The 19,802-nt window shown below is 39.8% G+C and carries 17 protein-coding genes; 3 read left to right on the top strand and 14 right to left on the bottom strand.

Annotation, left to right across the window (positions count from 1 at the left end):
* Positions 1–282 precede the first annotated feature (282 nt).
* Entirely contained in the window at positions 283–1,197 is a 915-nt protein-coding gene (locus IQ31_RS14815; protein WP_145328511.1) for an AEC family transporter, read from the bottom strand.
* 107 nt (positions 1,198–1,304) lie between these two features.
* Here IQ31_RS14815 and IQ31_RS14820 point away from each other — a divergent pair, with 107 nt between their 5' ends.
* On the top strand, positions 1,305–2,135 hold the full coding sequence (locus tag IQ31_RS14820) for an AraC family transcriptional regulator (protein ID WP_145328513.1): 831 nt from the start codon (positions 1,305–1,307) through the stop codon (positions 2,133–2,135).
* 55 nt (positions 2,136–2,190) lie between these two features.
* On the opposite strand, the gene IQ31_RS14825 is transcribed toward IQ31_RS14820, so the two are convergent.
* The 12 genes from IQ31_RS14825 to IQ31_RS14880 form a co-directional block, all read right to left on the bottom strand.
* Positions 2,191–4,527 carry a mechanosensitive ion channel family protein gene (locus IQ31_RS14825; RefSeq protein WP_145328515.1) on the bottom strand — a complete coding sequence of 779 codons (2,337 nt, stop codon included), beginning with the start codon at positions 4,525–4,527 and terminating at the stop codon, positions 2,191–2,193.
* A 115-nt stretch (positions 4,528–4,642) separates the two neighbouring features.
* A complete protein-coding gene (locus IQ31_RS14830; protein WP_120334702.1) occupies positions 4,643–6,046 on the bottom strand; it encodes a radical SAM protein in 1,404 nt (467 codons plus the stop codon).
* Positions 6,047–6,057: 11 nt separating this feature from the next.
* A complete protein-coding gene (locus IQ31_RS14835) occupies positions 6,058–6,297 on the bottom strand; it encodes a hypothetical protein (protein WP_046675824.1) in 240 nt (79 codons plus the stop codon).
* Positions 6,298–6,302: 5 nt separating this feature from the next.
* A complete protein-coding gene (locus tag IQ31_RS14840) occupies positions 6,303–7,055 on the bottom strand; it encodes a prolipoprotein diacylglyceryl transferase (RefSeq protein WP_145328517.1) in 753 nt (250 codons plus the stop codon).
* 137 nt (positions 7,056–7,192) lie between these two features.
* A complete protein-coding gene (gene lysA, locus IQ31_RS14845; protein ID WP_145328519.1) occupies positions 7,193–8,353 on the bottom strand; it encodes a diaminopimelate decarboxylase in 1,161 nt (386 codons plus the stop codon).
* Positions 8,354–8,368: 15 nt separating this feature from the next.
* A complete protein-coding gene (locus tag IQ31_RS14850; protein WP_088161047.1) occupies positions 8,369–9,682 on the bottom strand; it encodes an aspartate kinase in 1,314 nt (437 codons plus the stop codon).
* 125 nt (positions 9,683–9,807) lie between these two features.
* Positions 9,808–10,755, bottom strand: coding sequence for a D-2-hydroxyacid dehydrogenase (locus tag IQ31_RS14855; protein ID WP_075991985.1), 948 nt, complete (start codon positions 10,753–10,755; stop codon positions 9,808–9,810).
* Between the two features lie 144 nt (positions 10,756–10,899).
* Entirely contained in the window at positions 10,900–11,970 is a 1,071-nt protein-coding gene (gene serC, locus IQ31_RS14860; protein WP_088161046.1) for a 3-phosphoserine/phosphohydroxythreonine transaminase, read from the bottom strand.
* Between the two features lie 186 nt (positions 11,971–12,156).
* Positions 12,157–12,414, bottom strand: a complete 258-nt coding sequence (locus IQ31_RS14865) for a hypothetical protein (RefSeq protein ID WP_088161045.1) — start codon at positions 12,412–12,414, stop codon at positions 12,157–12,159.
* A 55-nt stretch (positions 12,415–12,469) separates the two neighbouring features.
* Positions 12,470–13,732: an NADP-dependent isocitrate dehydrogenase gene (gene icd, locus IQ31_RS14870; protein WP_088161044.1), complete on the bottom strand. Its 1,263-nt coding sequence runs from the start codon at positions 13,730–13,732 to the stop codon at positions 12,470–12,472.
* A 25-nt stretch (positions 13,733–13,757) separates the two neighbouring features.
* Positions 13,758–15,881, bottom strand: coding sequence for a cation:proton antiporter (locus IQ31_RS14875; protein ID WP_075991981.1), 2,124 nt, complete (start codon positions 15,879–15,881; stop codon positions 13,758–13,760).
* Between the two features lie 115 nt (positions 15,882–15,996).
* Positions 15,997–17,214 carry an ABC transporter permease gene (locus IQ31_RS14880; RefSeq protein ID WP_088161043.1) on the bottom strand — a complete coding sequence of 406 codons (1,218 nt, stop codon included), beginning with the start codon at positions 17,212–17,214 and terminating at the stop codon, positions 15,997–15,999.
* A gap of 150 nt (positions 17,215–17,364) precedes the next feature.
* Between IQ31_RS14880 and fmt the strand changes: the two genes are divergently transcribed.
* On the top strand, positions 17,365–18,282 hold the full coding sequence (gene fmt, locus IQ31_RS14885) for a methionyl-tRNA formyltransferase (protein WP_075991979.1): 918 nt from the start codon (positions 17,365–17,367) through the stop codon (positions 18,280–18,282).
* Here fmt and IQ31_RS14890 read toward each other — a convergent pair.
* Positions 18,279–18,500 (bottom strand): helix-turn-helix domain-containing protein, encoded by a 222-nt coding sequence (locus IQ31_RS14890; RefSeq protein WP_046675813.1) that lies wholly within the window; start codon positions 18,498–18,500, stop codon positions 18,279–18,281. The genes fmt and IQ31_RS14890 overlap by 4 nt on opposite strands.
* Before the next feature lie 390 nt (positions 18,501–18,890).
* Here IQ31_RS14890 and IQ31_RS14895 point away from each other — a divergent pair, with 390 nt between their 5' ends.
* Positions 18,891–19,751, top strand: coding sequence for a sigma-70 family RNA polymerase sigma factor (locus IQ31_RS14895; protein ID WP_028068906.1), 861 nt, complete (start codon positions 18,891–18,893; stop codon positions 19,749–19,751).
* The last annotated feature ends 51 nt before the right edge of the window (positions 19,752–19,802 follow it).

Consider the following 19,802-nt stretch of genomic DNA (forward strand, 5'->3'; position numbering starts at 1 on the left):
TCATAACATACCTCCTTTTTATAGATGGTTATAGCCCAATAACAGTTGAACAGCAAAAAAGTTGTTCGCATGAGATGATTCACTATCAAAATGTTACGAAGTGAATACATCCCCCCGCCTACATAATACTTCGGATAAGACAAATTGCTGCCAAATCAGGCTTACGCTGTTTTCAAAATCAATCAATCAATCAATCAATCAATCAATCAATCAATCAATCAATCAATCAATCAATCAATCAATCAATCAATCAATCAATCAATCAATCAATGCAACCGTAGGCTAGGAGAAAAAAAGTCGAATAACAAAATCCCAAAATGCAGTTGTTAGCAGCCCCACAACAATACTAAAACCGATAACCAGATTGACCAGCTTGGTATTCAGATGGTATTGTTCGGCAATGATCCCTGAAGTGACCAAGGTTGGCATAGCTGCTTCGAATATACTGATCCGCGCAACAGCTCCCTTCACACCAAGTAGTAATGCAAATAGTAATACCAATGCTGGCGCTAGAATCAATTTATAACTCATCGCTGTACTGATCTGCGAAATCTGTTGTCGCCAACCATCAAACTTCAACTGCAAACCAATAGAAAATAAGGCCAATGGCCCAACCGTGGCCACCAACTTATCAAAAAAAGGCTCGGCAACTGAAAGATCAACAAATTGAGACAGCATTAAGGCTGTTATACAACCGATCAGGGGTGGAAAGCTGACTAACTTTCGAAGCATAAATTTGACATCGATCGTTTCGCCATCCTGGACATTCGCTTTTAGTGCATTGATGATTCCGGCTGTAGAAAGTAGAATAAATGTAGTTTGGTCGCAAATAATTGCAATCGGCAATTGGGCTTCACCAAAATAGGCGATGATCAATGGAAAGCCTATAAAGGAGGTATTGCTATAACCTGCGGCCAATTCCAAGCTACTGCGGGAGCGCTGCTTATAATTTTTACGCCGACAGTATACTTCCATAAATAACCAACTGCCTGCCCAAACGAGGATCGCGGAAAACACGGGAAACAGCAATTGTGATGACCATACGATCTTCGGAATATATTTGAAAGACACCGCCGGCAGAGCAAAATAAAGAATCCAGGTATTGATCCCTTTATGTGCTTCGGAATGAATTAAATTTGTTCGCCTTAATAACATCCCCGCTGCGATGCAAAATGCAATCATTATAAAATTAATCATGTTTTCTTATCATTTTATACGACACAAAGGTGCGATAGTAGAGCAGGCAATAACATGTACAAATACATTATTTTTATGTACATTTAAAGATATATATCAGGCGAGCAATGCGCAAAAAACAGTTTGAACCTTTACGGATCAGTGAATTTATTGAGGATAGTTTTCATTTGCCTCCCCACGAGCAAAATTATTATGAGCTTGTTTATATTCGTTCGGGCAAAGGAACCCATGTGATCAACAAATTTGAACTGAATTATGAACCTGGCGATGTGTTCTTAATTAGTCCGGCAGACAAGCATTATTTTAACATTGAAGAAAAGACCCATTTTTTGTTTATTTTATTTACAGACACCTACTTCCTGCAGAATAAACGTAATCTAAAGCGCTATGCCTGGATTATGGAGCTAATGAACGATAAAGGATTAAAGGAACGCAAACTGTATATGGAGGAGCACCATCGCCTGATTTATTCACATATCCTGGAAGCTGTCCGACTATATAGTAATACCACTGTCAACGAGCGTTCTGATTGGCTATTTGACCAACTCGTTGCGATCTTTGGGCTCTACAAAGAAATATCAGAAACACAACGCTTACCCCAGCAGCATGAACTATATGTAGACCGATCGATTTCGGCTTATATTCATCGCTATATTTTTTCGCCCGAAAAACTTCAGGTCAGCCTGCTGGCTCAGAAATTTAATATTGCTCCATCCTATTTTGGAATCTACTTTAAGAAGAACTTCGGCACCAGTTTAAGAGCCTATATCAACAGCTACCGGATTGAACTCATCGAGAACAGACTTAAATCCAAAGATTATACCTTGAAACAAATTGCTGCAGAACTCGGATTTACCGACGAGAGTCATCTTTCCCATTTCTACAAACGCGCCAAGGGATTCAGCCCCTTATATTTCCGAACTCATTTGACTAAATAATAAGCCTTGACCATAATCCATGATGCATACTCGTCAGAAAAAGTCAATTGATAAATTAATTTTTGGGAGGAATGACACTATAAAATTTCAACCCCTCCGCTTCAAACTTTTTGTATAATACAAGCAACACATCGTTTTTAAGCGACGAGGCATTGGCTGCGGCGTTTACCCAGCAGTAAACACTCAGGTAGATCATCTCGGCACTGATATCCTGTATGCTGATCCCGCTATCTCTATCCTGTATATAATGTGGGCTGGACATCATCGCATCTTTAATCCATTCTTTCGCTTTGTCCAGATCGGCCTGTCGATCGATATGGAGTACAAAGCTTGTTTTGCTGTATTCCTGTGATAAAGTCCAATTGACGACTCTTCCAGAGAGTAAATCGCCATTTGGAATGATAACATCGGCACCATCTGCAGTTTTTAGGACACTGGCGCGTATACCGATTTCTTTGACCCGCCCTTTTTTGTCGGCAAGTTCAATTTGGTCACCCACCCGAAATGGCTTGTCAAAAACCAGAATAATGCCCGATACAAAATTATTGATGATATTCTGCATGCCCAGACCGATACCAACACTCAGTGCTCCGATGACAACGGTAAGTTTATCCAAACTCATTCCCAGGGCAGAGATTGCCATAAAAAAACCAATCAGAATAATCGCCAATCGAAAAAGCGGAAATAGGGTCATCTTCTGATTATAGACCTGGCTAAGCTGACCGTCTTCACCGCCGAGAACAATCAAACTGATATTTTTTTGAAACCAGTTGGCCACGAGAAGCAGTAAAACAGCCACAACAAGGTTGCCAAGTGTAAAAGATATGCTTCCAATGCTACGCACTTTGCCAAAAAAGACTTCGCTCGCTGCCAATAATGTTTCTATAAATTGTAAGTTGTTTGCCAACACAATAATGGCCAAAAGCACACAGACGATCCGAAGAATTTCGGTGATGATAGCCAATGTACGCTGTTCGTTAAAACGCATCCAGAACCCCGCAGTCAGTCGATCTTTTTTAAACTGATTACGTACATCTGCCTTAATCATGTCGGCAAAATACTGTAGTGTAAAAGATTGGACTAAACCAACGGCACAGGCAATACTAAAGCTCCGCGAGTGCTCAACATGGCCAATCACATTCAAGGTAATTGCCGTGATATTGAGGATAGCGAAAACGACATAAATAAAATTGCTGATATACCCCGGACTATCTGCATTTTTGATTCGTCGCTTTGTGTAGCTAACAAGTCCCAGTGCAATCAGATTAAAGGCGATACAAACGATCCTTAAAAAGAGGTCATCGCTTACGATCATATTGACAAATACATCCAGGAGATAGAATACAATGAGGATAATGGCAATTTTACGCTGTAACCCGCTCATGCGATGCCTTAGCAAAAACATGAAGATTAACATAATGACCAATTGGGAAGCCTGCAGAATGAAACTTGGTGTAAAGAAGTTTACAAAAGGCAACAGTGTCAAGAGAAAAATAATTGTTTTTCCAACGATAGCATCAATCGCAAGTTTATGTTCAGGATCATTCTGTCGAAGGATATAGGACACCCGCACAATCCAGTAGCAATAGCCCAATCCCAATACAATCAATAGGATACGGCTCGCCCAATCGGTCCGATTAACATATTTGTCTATCGCTGTATTGTTACTATAATTACTCCGTATATTGTTTAAAATTACATCCTTTGAAATCGCCGCCGTATTTGCTTTCCAGATCGAACTTTTGCTCGATGTAGAATCGACCTTTTTACTTACATTTTTCACTTCATGCACAGCATCCAGACGCAGCAAATGGCGTTGGTTCTTGGCGATGAGTTCATCTATCGTACGGTTGATTGCCTCAAGAGAATCCATTTTTGCCGACAGCTTGAGCTGAGCATTATCAAGGTATTGGTACGCTCGACTATGATTACTGGTACTAATATCATAACGGTTGACCAAATTCCTGATCTGATCCTGGGTAATATTAAGACTGTTTGAATAATTACTGATACTGCCCTTAATAGACTTCAGCTGCCTAATTTCTTCGTGAATACTATTTTTAATTGCAGCAATGCTGTCTTTGGCCGATCCTGTATTGGTCGCAGTATACGTATTGGATTTCTCATTCAGTTGTGCAACGAAATCCGCCATTGAACCTGTTCGAATATTAGCAAGAAAAGTCAAATTGACCTTCTTCAGGTCATTGCGTAAGGAGTCATTGCCAACGCGTGTGGAATCCACAGCTGACCTTTTATTGAAGCCAACATGTGCCGCGGTTCGATCGTTACTCTGATTTCTTCTAACCTGAACTGAATCCTGTGCAAACACATGCAACTGAAAAGCCAAGAGACTTAAGACAAAAATAAAACGCTTAACAATGCCCAATTTCATACTTCTAATTTTGTTGATTTCCTTACCTGACAATGTGTAGCCAAATGCGATGAACACTACATCTTGCAAAGAAAGGACCAAAGGTATTTCTTCGACAAAAATAACTTATCTCCCGTTAAAATCGAATAGCATCCGATAGTTTTAGTTCTTCCAGTCGTTTTACTTTATCATCACGATAAAATAAATTCATCGTCTCAAAAGGAATTAATTTCAAGTCTTTGTTGACGATATGGACACATGATTTTTTGACAGCACGAACGTCAAAATCGTAGGCATCCATAAAATTCATAATGATAATTCGGAAAAGATTGTCGTAATCAAGATCAGGTGCGCAGACTTCGGGTAAACAGCAAAGCAACTGGTTTACTTTTGGCTTTACCTTATCCACAGAAATTCCCGTGCTAAATATATCCAGCAATTGCATCTGAACACCTTTGTCCTGTTCATATACAATGGTGTTGCGCGATTGGCTATTTAACAAAATAGCAGGATCAATATGTCGGGTCAAAGGTATACGCTCCGCTCCTATTTTCAGTATATAGCCCATCGCCAAAGCATCAGGATTACAAGGAACAGGAATAATATCATGTGGGTCCAATAGTGGATATTGATTCAGGATTTCCTGACGTACCTCCGTTAATGTCATTTTATGTTGCTGTGCATCGGCCGCATTTCGACCGGCAATTTCCACCGGTTGAAAGGTTACCCCCCGTACACATCGCTGTTGTAAGGCGTAATCCAATATTTCACCTATTTCATCATCGTTGGTTCCTTTTTCCAGGACAACGACCAAGGTTGTACTTAGATTGAGTGCATTTAATTTGTCTATGGCCTTTTTACGGATATCCGTAAGATCTTTGCCCCGGAATTTTTCAAGCACCGATGGGCGAAAGGAATCGAACTGGAGATAGATTTCAAATTCAGGCGCATAAGTCGCGAGTTGCTCAGCAAAACCAGGATCATTTGCAATTCTGATCCCATTCGTATTGAGCATGAGATGCTTAATAGGCTTTGTTTTCGCAATGTCTAAAATCTTAAAAAAATCAGGATGTATGGTTGGCTCTCCACCGCTGATCTGAACCACATCCGGTTCACCTTCACTTTCGACGATTTTGTCAAACATCCGTTCAATTTCTTCCAGCGAGCGATGTCGTCCATAATGGGGCGAGGACATGGCATAACAGGTTGGACAGGTCAAATTACAGCGGTCGGTCACTTCGATGATAGAAAGGCAACTGTGCTGTTCATGATCGACGCATAAGCCACAATCATAAGGACAGCCATAATGTACTTCATTATCAAATTTCAAAGGTGTTTCTGAGGCTTTATTATAATTCCGAATATTCTTATAATAGTCAACATCAGTTGCAATCAGTGTTTTAAAAAAGCCATGATCAGGACAGTTTTTTGTCATAAATACCTGTTCATCCTCGATAATAATCTTGGCACCAACACGCGAAAGGCATGTTGGACATAGGCTGATGGTGTAATCGTAATATGTATAGTTTCTAACTGGCATAAAGCTGATCTCTAGTTCATAAAGGTAAGTCCACAGGCAAGTCCCCCTGCCAACATTGCTCCAATTCCGCCCAACAATACTTTAAGCCAGGGATTGACATTGAATTTTGATTCTTTATTTCCAGCTTTAATAATCGAGCCGATAATAATAACCAAAAGTGCAATACCGATCACAATAGCACCTATAGTAAGTAGAAAAAGTCCCAACATCGCAGTACTTTCCGATCCAAATGACCCCTCAAGCAAATACATAATTTCTATTTTTTGATTAAACGTTCATTTTTTAATAAATAAATATAATAAATTATCACCACGATGCAGGTAATTTGTATGGTACTTAGCCCCAAAAGTATAATTGCCCGTGGCTTAATAAAGTCCAATAGGAAACGAAAACTAAAATAACTAAGCATAAAAAGCTGAAACAACACACCATTTCGATAATTGTATCGTCGTTTAAAAAGTTGGAGTCCTACAAATAAGAGTAGTAAAAATGCGATTTCATACAGCGCTACCGGATGCCGTTTATAGGGATCCCCCAGATACATCCCCAATGGAGACGTTGTGGGTAAACCATAGGTCTGCTCGAATACCCCCGTATAAAAACAACCTACCCTACCAATGGAAATTGCACTAATCAAGGGAAAGACCATCCGATCACCGGTACTTTCTTTTTTACCCATGATCTTTTTCATCCCTTCCACGGCAACCAAACCTCCTGCCAAGCCACCGATTATCGTATTGTTCACCCAGATGTAAGCCCATTTATGTGTCGCATTGAGCAATTCAGCCGGGCGTTCGAGAGAACCGATGACATGTGAGCCGATTAAAGCCCCTAGACCGGCAGCAATAACAATAAGAAGGGAATTGGTATGCCCTAAACTTTCCTGATCCTTCCATTTGAGCAGCTGATAATAACGCATACCAATAAACATCCCCAATCCTTCCATAAAAGGATGTAGGAGAAGTGTTTTCCCAAACAAATCTATCGTAACTGGAAATTCAATCGCCATAAGCATAAACAAGTATACGAAAGACGATCAAGAAAATGATAAACAAAAGTTTCTGCACATAGGACAAAACTCTTAAAACCAAAAAGCCAGTCTGAAGAACAGACTGGCTTTTAAATAAATATTTTAAAAACGGGAGCTTATAGCTGATTGCTATACACAAATCGGATTTCCTCACGTAGATTATAACGCGAGGCCATCACTTCGCCATAAGCGCCTGCGGAACGAATGGCAATTAAGTCACCACGTTTTGAAACGGGAAGTGGTACTTCCTTACCAAAGCAGTCGGACGATTCACAGATTGGCCCAACCACATCGTAGTTAATGGCTTCGGCGCTGTCTGTCGCGCTGATATTTTCAATTTTATGATAGGCCTGATACAAGGCCGGGCGCATTAATTCAGTCATTCCAGCATCCAATACCAAGAAGTTTTTCTTGACACCATTTTTGACATACAACACGCGGCTAACAAGGCTTCCGCATTGTGCGACCAAAGCCCGCCCCAATTCAAAGTGCACTTCTTGCTGTGCTGTGCGCTCCAGGAAGCGGTCGAAAATATCAAAATAGGCTTCAAAATCAGGAATTGTATTTCCATCAGGATTTTTATAATCAATCCCCAATCCGCCACCGACATTCAATACACGGATTTGTGTACCGCGTTCTTCAAACCAGTTTTTCCATTCATTGACCTTCACGCACAGGCTTTTGAATACGGTCATATCCGTAATCTGTGAACCTACGTGAAAATGAAGACCAACCAATTCAATAGATTCACATTTTTTAAGCACGGCTGCACATTTTTCCAAATCGGCATTGGGCACACCAAATTTGTTTTCATCAAGCCCTGTTGTAATATAATGATGGGTGTGTGCATCCACATTTGGGTTGATCCGTAAAGCCACATTTGCTTTTACACCTTTCTTTGAGGCAAGCTCATTGATGACCTCAAGCTCCTGAATGGATTCCACATTAAAAGCAAAAATATTTTGATCGAGCGCATAATTGATTTCCTTATCAGATTTACCAACTCCCGCAAAAGTGACTTTCTTGGAATCAAAGCCACATTCAATGGCTTTCTTTACCTCATTGCCACTCACACAATCCGCACCAAAGCCGATCTCTTGAATCGCCTTCAATAACTCGTCATTAAAATTGGCCTTTAATGCATAGTGAACATGAAATCCCCGTTTGTGGGACGCAGCATGCGCAGCCTCCAGGGTCTTGTTTAACACATTCAGATCATAATAATAAAACGGCGTTTCTTTCTCTGCAAACTTCGCCGCGATACCTGTATTTATCATATAAAAACCTACTTCTTAAAATAAACGATTGTGCAATGAACGTAATGCTTCTGTTTTATGATCTGAATTCAATAGAATCGACACGTTAAAGTCTGAACCACCGTAAGAAATCATACGAACTGGAAGGTGTTTTACAGCGTCAAGTACGCGAGCAGCATAACCATGGCTATTCAAACCGAAATCGCCTACAACGCATACAATTGTCTGATCACCATCTACTGTTACAGAACCAAAATCCTCCACTTCTTTGATAATATCAGCCAAATTGGTTGTATCATCAATGGTCAACGATACCGCCACTTCCGAAGTTGTGATCATATCGATTGGTGTTTTATAACGTTCGAATATTTCAAAAACACGACGTAGGAAACCATAGGCAAGTAGCATACGCGATGAGTGGATGTGAATTGCCGTGATACCGTCTTTCGCGGCAATGGCGCGAATACAACCTTTCTGAGCACCGTCCTTACTGATCAAAGTCCCTTTTGCATTGGGCTCCATCGTATTCAATAACCGAACCGGAACGTTATATTTTTGCGCTGGGAATACCGATTGTGGATGTAAAATTTTAGCACCAAAATAAGCCAGCTCCGCAGCTTCATCAAAGCTTAGATGTGCAATCGGTGTTGTTCCTTTGACAACACGAGGATCATTATTGTGCATCCCATCGATGTCCGTCCAGATCTGAACTTCCTCCGCACGGATTGCTGCGCCGATCAATGAAGCCGTATAATCTGAACCACCACGGCGCAAATTATCGATTTCACCAAATGAATTTCGGCAAATAAAACCTTGTGTGATAAATAACGTATTTTCTGGGCTCTGTGCCAAAATATGACTTAGTTTTTCGCCAATGTATTCCACCATAGGCTCATTATCCTCATCAATTTTCATAAAATCCAGGGCTGGTAACAACACAGATTTTATACCGATTTCGTTCAAATAGAAATGCCATAAAGCAGTAGACATCAATTCACCTTGCGCCAGAATAACTTTTTCTTCAATAGGTGTAAATAATTCATTGGCTAAAGTAGAAATCAGATTAAAATGGTAATCGATCAATTCTTTACCATTTTTATAACCTTGTTCAGTGCTGAAAAGTTCTTTAATAAGGTCTTCGTACTTATCCTTATGCTTCTTGACCAAATCTTTAGCTTCGTCCTTCTTACCTGCTGTGTAAGCTTGACCTATTTCAACCAAAGCATTTGTCGTTCCAGCAACTGCGGACAATACGACGATCTGACGTTCAGCAGGGTTTACAATATCCAACAACCCTTTGATACGTGCTGCACTTCCCACGGAAGTACCACCAAATTTTAAAACTTTCATACTGAAGTTACAATTATTAAATTTCTGTGTGCCAATATAGGCAATTCATGAATTTATATTAAAAAAAATGCGGCACAAAATCATGAAAGTTTTGTGCCGCATATCTTATATGTTATGCGGAAGAATTACTTCTTCAAGTTTTCGATCAGTAGACCGGCCAATTCTTCGCCGATTCTTTCTTGAGCTTCATTGGTCGCCGCCCCAATATGTGGCGTCAACGAAATTTTTGGATGTTTTAAGATCTCTTCGCGTGGAGTAGGTTCATTATCGAATACATCTAAACCGGCGAATGCAACTTTACCCGAATCCAATGCTTTCACTAATTCCAATTCATCAATAACGCCGCCTCTCGAGGCATTAACTAAGCCAACACCATCTTTCAATAATGGGAACTCTGCAGCTCCGATAGCTGGTTTATCCAAAAATGGAACGTGTAAAGAGATAAAATCTGAAACTTTAAATAAGTTGTCCATCTCCACTTGTTGAATAGGTACCTCAACTTGGATACCACCTGAAAGTGTTATGGTCAATGTTTTTGGTCCTTCGAACAAATCCGTGTAAACCACATCCATCCCCAGACCAATGGCGATTTTGGCAACTTCGCGACCGATACGACCAAATCCAACGATACCGATCGTTTTACCACGAAGCTCAGTACCAGCACCATAAGCTTTTTTAAGGGCGCCAAATTTTGTATTGCCCTCAACAGGCATTTTTCTATTAGAATCGTATAAGAAACGTACACCATTCAATAGGTGAGCAAAAACCAGCTCAGCAACTGATAAAGAAGATGCTGCAGGGGTATTGACAACAGCAATCCCTTTTGAACGGGCGTAGTCTACATCAATATTATCCATGCCTACTCCACCACGGCCGATAACTTTCAAGTTAGGGCAGCCATCAATCAGGGCCTGACGTACTTTAGTTGCACTACGTACCGTGATTGCATCATAAGCAAGGAGCTTTTCTGGAAGCTCTTCTTGCGGAATATGAGTTGTATCTACACTATGACCTGCATCTTCCAGCATTTTCTTTCCTAGTGGATCGATACCGTCATTCGCTAATATTTTCATCTTTATAATTCGTTTTTAAAGGTATCAGTGCCGTTCAACTCATCGGAAGATCCAACCAGGTGAATACAATACGACCTCTATAATTCTTAATCTAACTAATTATCTGTTTGTCAACTGCTAAATTTCAGCAACATGCACACTGCCTTATGCCGTATGCGTGTCCTCAAATTCTTTCATTGCATCAATCAACGCATTTACGCTGCTTAATGGTAAAGCATTGTAAATCGAAGCTCTAAATCCACCTACAGAACGGTGACCTTTGATTCCGATCAAATTACGCTCTTTTGCCAAAGCCAAAAATTCAGCTTCCAACTCTGGTGTATCCATTACAAAAGTAACATTCATGCGTGAACGATCTTCAACAGCTGCAGTACCTTTGAACAATGGGTTACGGTCGATTTCATCGTATAAAGCACGTGCTTTGATGATATTCTCTTGCTCCAATACAGAAACACCGCCCTTTGCTTTTAACCAACGAAGGTTTAACATCGAAACAAAGATCGAATATACCGGTGGAGTATTGTACATTGAACCACCATTGATATGCAATTGATAATCCAACATCGACGGAAGAACACGTCCTGATTTACCTAAGATATCATCTTTAACAATCACGAGTGTAACACCTGCAGGGCCCATATTTTTTTGAGCACCAGCATAGATCAAATCATAGTCAGCAACATTGATCTCACGTGAGAAAATATCAGAAGACATATCAACAACCACTGGCAATGCCGTTTCAGGTTTATCAAAAACCTCAGTACCGTAAATGGTATTGTTAGCTGTATAATGAAAATATGCAGCATCTGTTGGGATGGCATATCCCTTAGGGATGTAGGAATAATTTTTATCAATCGACGAAGCTACAACATCTACTGTACCGAATTTTTTAGCTTCTTTTAATGCTTTTGTAGCCCAGACACCAGTATCCAAATAAGCAGCTTTACCTCCTTCAGGTAAAAGATTCAACGGCGCCATTGCAAATTGCAAACTAGCCCCTCCTTGAAGGAAAAGAATCGAATATCCCTGAGGTACTGCCAATAACTCGCGTACTAATTGTGTGGCTTCGTCTATCACTGCTTCAAACTCTTTGGAACGGTGAGAGATCTCTAAAATTGATAAACCGGTGTTGTTAAAATCAATTACAGCTTCTGAGGCTTGTTGAAATACTTCCTTTGGCAGAATACATGGACCTGCTCCAAAATTATGTTTCATTGATGTTATAGTTTGTTTGATTGCTATTCTTTAACCCTAGCTAAGCAATCCGTTGTTTAAAAACCAAAGGTAAAATAAAATTATATATTTTTCAACTAATCTGTTTTTTTATTGAAAATTTATAAAATTCTAAATGATTTCAATAAAAAGATCGCACAACAAACACCTAGTTCAATGCAAAAAATATCAAATAAGCAGCACTTTCCACGCCATATCTACCTGATTATCTTGCAAATACTCCTTAGCTTTAAGTTGAAGATGGGTATTACGGGCGGATTGATCGCCAATAAAGGCATTAAGCAATTCGTAAATTTCAGGGAGACTAGTTATATCATCTACCTCATGTGGAGTGGGTAAACGTTCGATCTGAGCCAACTTAATTTTCTCGTTTTCCGTAAAAATATTCGATTCCCTTATAAAAGGAGGAAGCTGATTGTAATCCATAAAAAAGCAGAAATTTTATTCAAATTTCTGCTTAATATCTCAGAAAATAAAATTCTTATATTTTTTCGATAATTCGATCGGCAAATTCACTTGTTTTGACTAATGTAGCATCATCCATTAAATTGTAAAAATCTACGGTCACGGTCTTGGCAATTATGGTTTCGCCCAAGGCCTTAACAATTGCCGCCGCTGCTTCTGTCCATCCAAGGTATTCGAGTAGCATAACACCGCTTAAAATAACCGACGAAGGATTCATGGTATTGGTATTTGCAAAACGAGGTGCTGTGCCGTGAGTAGCTTCAAAAACAGCATGCCCTGTTTTAAAATTGATATTAGCTCCCGGTGCGATCCCTATACCGCCAACCATTGCGGCCAGCGCATCAGAAATATAATCACCGTTCAGATTTAAAGTTGCCACAACGGAAAAATCCCGTGGATTAAGTAAGATCTGCTGTAAAAAATTGTCGGCAATAATATCTTTAATCAAAATTTTACCTGAATCCAAGGCGGCTTTTTGTTCCTGATTAGCAACCTCCGCACCTTTTTCTGCTTTCGTTCGCTCCCATTGTCCCCAGGTATACGTTTTGTCGGCAAATTCCGTTTCAGCAACCTCATACCCCCAAATCTTAAAAGCACCCTCCGTAAATTTCATGATATTTCCTTTGTGAACAATCGTCACTGAAGGTAAATTGTGATGAATAGCATGTTCTATTGCCGCACGGACCAGTCTTTTCGACCCTTCCTCAGAAACCAGTTTGACACCGACTCCTGTTGTGGCCGAGAAATTGTAATCAATATCAAGCTCGTCATGCAAGAAATCCTGAAACCTGTTGGCTTCAGCTGTTCCCGCCTGAAACTCTATTCCAGCATAAATATCCTCCGTATTTTCACGAAAAATCACCATATCCACATATTCCGGATGTTTGACTGGTGAAGGTACGCCCACAAACCATTTTGTCGGCCTTTGACATACGTAGAGATCCAAATCCTTACGCAAAGCAACATTCAAAGAACGGATTCCGCCGCCTACTGGCGTGGTTAGTGGCCCTTTAATTCCAACGAGGTATTCTTTTAGTACATTTAGGGTATCTTTTGGTAGCCATTCGCCTGTTTCGTTAAAAGCTTTTTCACCTGCCAGCACCTCCTTCCATGTTATTTTCCGTTTTCCATCATACGCTTTCTCCACCGCTTGATCAAAAACACGCACTGCCGCATGCCAAAGATCAGGACCAATACCGTCGCCGATAATAAAAGGAATTGTTGGAAAATCTGGAACCTGTAAAGTTCCTTCACTTGACATTGTAATCTTATTTGACATAACCTTCAATTTTAACGGACAATTACTATCCCTTATTAAACATATTTCCGATCTCTTTGCTAATTTTTCTAAAGATTGGAGCTGCTTCAACATCTTCATACTCGTCGATGTGTGCATTTTCCACTCTACTAGGAAACACTAAAACAAGATTTTCGTTTGCATAAATACGATCTAATTTCTTTGCTACCCCATCTAGAGAATCACGATAGGAAACTTCTCCATTTCTGGCCGAAACAAAAATAAACATCGCATCTTCTTCCTTAAACGCTTTAAGGCCCTGCAAATTGTCCCAGGCATCGTAATACTCAAAGGTGACAGGAACAGAATTTTTCAGCTCAACAAGATGTTCTTTAATGGCGGCAGCAGAGCGTTCATCAACAACAAATGTTACCGGAACGGATAGCTCCTGCGCCAGTTTAACAACCTTCTCCAGCCAATACTCGAACCCAAATTCTGCCTCGCACATGGGTGGTGCAAAAACGACAATGGATTTATTAGAAATAAAAGGTTTTTTAAAATGACATAACATCACATTAGCCGAGGTTCTGTTTAAGATACTTTCCGTTTTTTCTCCAACAAACTTATCCATAAAATTGGCCGCACTCGGCCAGCCCAAAACAATACAATTGGCAGAAACTTCTTTTGCCGACCGTGCAACCCCGCTAGCAATGTTTAAATCTATTGTGGCACTGATATTAACATTGGTTTCACTACCCGAAGCATACCTGACCATGTTATCCAGGTTCTTCCGTGCTTTGGACATGTTTAATTGAGCCTGCTCATTATCCTTCACAACGGACACGATATTGACTGGATAGGAACATTTCTTACTTTTAATATAGGTTGAAAAATCCAAAATAGGCTCCATATTATCCATGTTAGCGATAGATATCAAGATGTTTTCATCTTTTTCCTTCACCACATCTGTATGTTCTTCGTCCTGTTCACCATCCATAACCACTTTACGCGAGGCATTCCCTGTAACCACTGTAGCGACAATACAGGTAACCAAAATCAACAGAATCGTACCATTAAGCACATTCTCATCGATAATACCGTTCTTATGTCCAACCATGATTACAGCTAGTGTTGCAGCAGCATGAGCACTACTTAAACCAAATATCAGATTGCGCTGACCACGGCTATATTTAAAAACGAGCTGCGTCAACCATGCGGCCACATATTTACCGACGATAGCCACAACGGTCAGTGTTCCAGCAATAATAAGTGCCTGCGGCCCCTTCAAAATCACGCTGACATCGACAATCATCCCCACAGATATCAAGAAGAAAGGAATAAAAATCGCATTGCCGATAAACTCAATTCGGTTCATCAAAGCGGAAGAGTGTGGTATCAGTTTGTTGAGAGCCAGACCGGCAACGAAAGCCCCAATAATAGGCTCAAGGCCGGCAATTTCCGCTAAAAATGCAGCAAAAAACACGACAGAGAGCACGAAGATATAATTGGATGTCTTCTCACTCCCCAAGCGTTCAAAAAACCATTTTGCAATCCTTGGAATAACACCAAACATGATAAACAGGAAAATAGCAAAGGAAATCGTCAGGGTAATCCAAAATTCATTGCCAATATTTCCCTGAGAAACGCCGGTAATCACCGCAAGAATAATCAGCACGGCCGTATCCGTCAGGATTGTTCCACCTATCGTGATCGCAACAGCCTCCATTTTAGAAATACCATAGCTATTTACGATGGGATAAGAAACCAGCGTATGGGTAGCAAACATGCTTGATATCAACAAACTCGGTAAAACACCGTAGCCCAGTAAAAAATGACAAACAGGATAGCCAATACTGATCGGAACAATAAATGTTAAAAAGCCAAAAAGTAAACTCTTATTCTTGGTCTTTTTAAACTCATTCATATCCAACTCCAAACCAGCAATAAACATGATATAGAGCAGGCCTATTGTTGAAAACAGTGTGATAGCCGAGTTTTTTTCCAACCAGTTGAGTCCATGTGGTCCAATAATAACACCAGATATAATCAATCCAATAATACCCGGAACCTTAATCGGTCGCAGTACGATCGGTGATAACAGGATAATAAAAAGTACCAGCGAAAATATAAGTACAGGATTTTGTAAAGGCGCTTCGAAAGCGTGAGAAATATGCTCAAAAGTTTTATTCATAAGTGCTTGTATACTAGCCGTAATATGTATATACTTATTTTTCTATACAGCTCGAAAAATAGTTAACAGCACTAAAAATACGATTTTTTCAAGAAAGCGAAGCCTAAAAGTAGTGTTACTTAAAAGAAATGGCTTTGATCGGACTAATCTTGGTAATTAGCATTGACGGAATAAATAATGAGATCATTCCGATAAACACGACAGCCAAATTGACCAAAATCACATCAGACCATTGAAGTTGAACGGCCACATAGGAGATATAGTAGGTCTTCTCATCCAATTTAAAGAAATGGGTAAAATCCTGAAAAAAGTAAAAACCTAAGCCAATAAGATTACCGATTAATAATCCCAGACCGATGAGGTACAAGGCACTGTACATGAAGACGCGGCGAATTCCGGCATTGTGATACCCCAATGCCTTTAAGATACCGATCATTGAAGTCCGCTCAAGAATGGTGATCAGCAAGGCGGAGATCATATTGATAATAGCAACAACCGTCATCAGTATAAAAATGATTTTGGTGTTCATGTCAAGCAATTCCAGCCACTGAAAAATATCAGGGACCTGATCCTTGATATTGATTGCCTGCATATCGATAGGCAACAGATCTTCAACCTTGTTCGTTGTCTGTTCGAGCTGACTAAAATCTTTAACCCGAATCTCATAGCCCCCTACTTCATGATCATCGAGGTTGCTTAGTTTACGAATGACATTGAGAGACCCGATCACATAAACCTTATCTAATTCTTCGGAGCCTGTATTAAAAATGCCCTTAATGACAAATTTACGTTTACGTATAGGATCCTGCACGAAATACATAATAAAATCGTCACCGACTTTTAGGAGCAGTCGATCTGCGAGATACTTGGACACCAAAATCTGATTATCCGCATTATCCGATTTAAAGTCTATCATGCTCCCTTCCACCAGCATACGCTGAAAGGGCTGCTGATTATACAAGGAATCGATACCTTTGAGAACCACTCCTTCAACTTCATCGTTGACATTAATGATGCCGGCCTTGGTCGCAAAGGAACTGATTGAGTTGACTTGGGGAATCGCTAATATGGACTTACGGACCTCCGGTGTAAGTGTTATGGGTGAATTCTCGTAAGACTTATTCAGGTCGTAACGTAAAACCAATACATCGGCAAAAAAACTCCGTTGCTTACTGATAATCTCTCCCTTAAATCCGCGCAATACCGCAATAGATATGATAATCGCTGCAATAGCAAGAGCAATTGCACCAATAGTCACCCGAACGATCAATTTTGAGAACGTTCTTTTTCCAGAAAATGCGATCCGATTTGCTAAAAAATAAGGAAAATTCAAGCTTTCAATATATTTATGTAACTTCGCAAAGTTATAAAAATTTGTTATTTACAAAACTGAAATGACAAATAATTAGGCGTTTTTCAGTAGGCTATTCAACAAGGAGGCCCCTATACTGGTTTAAAGAGTTTTATAAAAATTACAAGTATTATGCGTATTATTTTCATGGGTACTCCCGATTTTGCTGTAGCTTCACTTGAAGCACTGATTCAGTCTGGCGAACAAGTTGTCGCTGTGGTTACGGTACCGGACAAACCTGCAGGACGTGGACAAAAAATACATGAATCTGCTGTGAAAATATTTGCTACGCAACATAATATCCCAGTTCTTCAACCAGTGAAACTCCGTGATGAGGCATTTTTAGATGAACTGAAAAGTTTTCAGGCGGACCTACAGGTTGTGGTAGCATTCCGCATGCTTCCTGAGATCGTCTGGAATATGCCTAAATTTGGAACAATCAATGTCCACGCCTCACTCCTTCCACAATACCGGGGGGCAGCACCGATAAATCATGCAATCATCAATGGAGAGAAAGAATCGGGCGTAACGACATTTTTACTGCAGCACGAAATCGACACGGGAAACATCTTATTGTCGAAAAAAGTTGCCATCAAAGAAACAGACAATGCGGGTGATCTTCACGATAACCTCATGGTTGCCGGAGCAGAAACTCTCCTGCAAACCATTCAGCAATTAAAGGCTGGAGCCTTGCAGCCCAAACCTCAAGACGTCCTTCTCACAACGGAGCCGCTCAAACATGCGCCAAAAATTTTCAAAGAAGACTGTAAAATAAACTGGGATCAGCCCACTGCACAAGTGTATAACTTCATTCGCGGTTTAAGCCCCTATCCAGCGGCATTTACCCTCTTAAATGATAAGGTCCTAAAAATCTATAGCACAGAAAAAGAACTTGTCAATACAGCTACAATACCGGGAACCATAGAAACTGACAAGAAAAGTTTCTTAAAAATTGCGGCGCAAGACGGCTATATTGTCATTTCTGACCTTCAACTCGAAGGGAAGAAAAGAATGAATGTAGTCGATTTTTTAAAAGGCTATCGATTTTAGCCTTTTTCATCACCACCATCATAATATTGCAGCAGATCACCAGGCTGACAGTCTAGCGCCTTGCATATCGCTTCAAGGGTATCTAATCGCAATGCCTTCGCCTTTTGATTCTTGATGATTGAAAGATTGGAAAGGGTAATTCCGACATTGTCACTCAATTGGTTAAGCGACATTTTTTTCTCTTTCATTATTTTATCCAAGTGAATTAAGATTGGCATAATATAATTTTTATTCTTTTAAATTTATTTAATGTCACTAATAAAACAAAAGATCCATCTTTTTGTTTTATCATAAAATTATCATTTTAAAATAAATTTGAGGAATGCATATTGCATAATAAATCAGCTACCGTCGAGTTAAATTGTCTAGAATAAGAAAAAAAAATTAAACCCTTTAGCACTTTAAATATCAAACAGTTGAATATTACAGCAACAGATAAGAAGAAAAAAAATATTAAAATGGAATAGTTTTTGATGATTAAAAATTGAAACTCAAAAAAACCTAACTCATTAAATATGAGTGGCTAGATAATCAATTTTCCATTAATAATTCAAAAATTTTTCGTATTTTCGCAAACATTTCTTAGAGAGGAGAATTAATAAAAATTAATGAGACAGCTCAAAATTACACAATCTATCACCAATCGTGAGTCACAGTCTTTGGACAAATACTTACACGAAATTGGTAAAGTAGACTTAATTACAGCAGAAGAAGAAGTAGAATTAGCACAGCGTATCCGCGAAGGCGATCAAGTTGCCTTGGAAAAATTGACTAAAACCAACCTTCGTTTCGTAGTATCAGTAGCAAAACAATATCAAAATCAAGGTTTAACCTTAGGTGATTTAATCAATGAAGGTAACCTGGGCTTAATTAAAGCAGCTAAACGTTTTGACGAGACAAAGGGGTTTAAATTCATTTCTTATGCCGTTTGGTGGATTCGCCAATCTATTCTTCAAGCAATTGCTGAACAATCGCGTATCGTACGTCTGCCATTGAACCAAGTCGGTTCATTGAGCAAAATCAGTAAGGCTTTCTCAAAACTAGAACAAGAATACGAACGGGAACCATCTCCAGAAGAATTGGCGGATATCCTTGAAACCACAGTAGACAAGGTTTCGGATACCCTAAGTAACTCTGGCCGTCACGTATCTATGGACGCTCCCTTTGTTCAAGGTGAAGAAAACACACTTTTGGACGTTTTGGAGAACCATGATCCAGACACAGACAGTTCTTTGATTGATGAGTCTCTATCAGAAGAAATCAAACGATCATTGGCAACATTGACAGAAAGAGAACGTGAAATTATCGTACTTTTCTTCGGCTTAGGTTCCAATCACCAATTGTCGTTAGAGGAAATCGGAGAGAAATTCAATTTGACACGTGAACGTGTTCGTCAGATCAAAGATAAAGCTCTTCAGCGTTTGAGACACACTTCAAGAAGCAAAATCTTAAAATCCTATTTGGGTTAACAAGAGATACTTATTAGACATTTTGGCAATCCCAATCAGAAATGGTTGGGA

The sequence above is a fragment of the Sphingobacterium siyangense genome (genome assembly GCF_007830445.1).
GTDB classification, from domain to species: Bacteria; Bacteroidota; Bacteroidia; order Sphingobacteriales; family Sphingobacteriaceae; genus Sphingobacterium; species Sphingobacterium siyangense.